Source organism: Photobacterium sp. DNB22_13_2 (genome assembly GCF_052873915.1).
Window position 1 is genome coordinate 1 of the sequence record NZ_JBNNXU010000125.1, and the last position, 274, is coordinate 274.

Below are 274 nucleotides of genomic sequence, written 5' to 3' on the forward strand. Positions count from 1 at the left end.
CCTTAGTGGCTTACCACAGACGTGGCATTGGGGGCCATACAAACTGATTCGATGGTGAGGCAGTGCATGCGGGTTGCTCTCCTTGAACCCGGTAATGCGCTCATAGGCGGCCAGCGATCTTTGCCCCCATCCCTTCCGGTTCGCCTCGGCAAGCGAGCATCCCGTCGCCTCTCGGTAGCGCTTGATCTCCGCAATGACGTCGCCCGGCCTGACAAGGCTCCACTCCTCCTCTGTCAGCATCGGTACGTCAATCTTGCAGCGCCAACAATAGAGT

Annotated in this window: 1 protein-coding gene; it reads right to left on the reverse strand. The window is 59.1% G+C overall.

All coding sequences use genetic code 11. The features are described from left to right. On the reverse strand, window positions 1-240 hold a 240-nt coding region (locus ACVA58_RS28075), incomplete at its 3' end, for a hypothetical protein (protein ID WP_446513518.1). Between the last annotated feature and the right edge of the window lie 34 nt (window positions 241-274).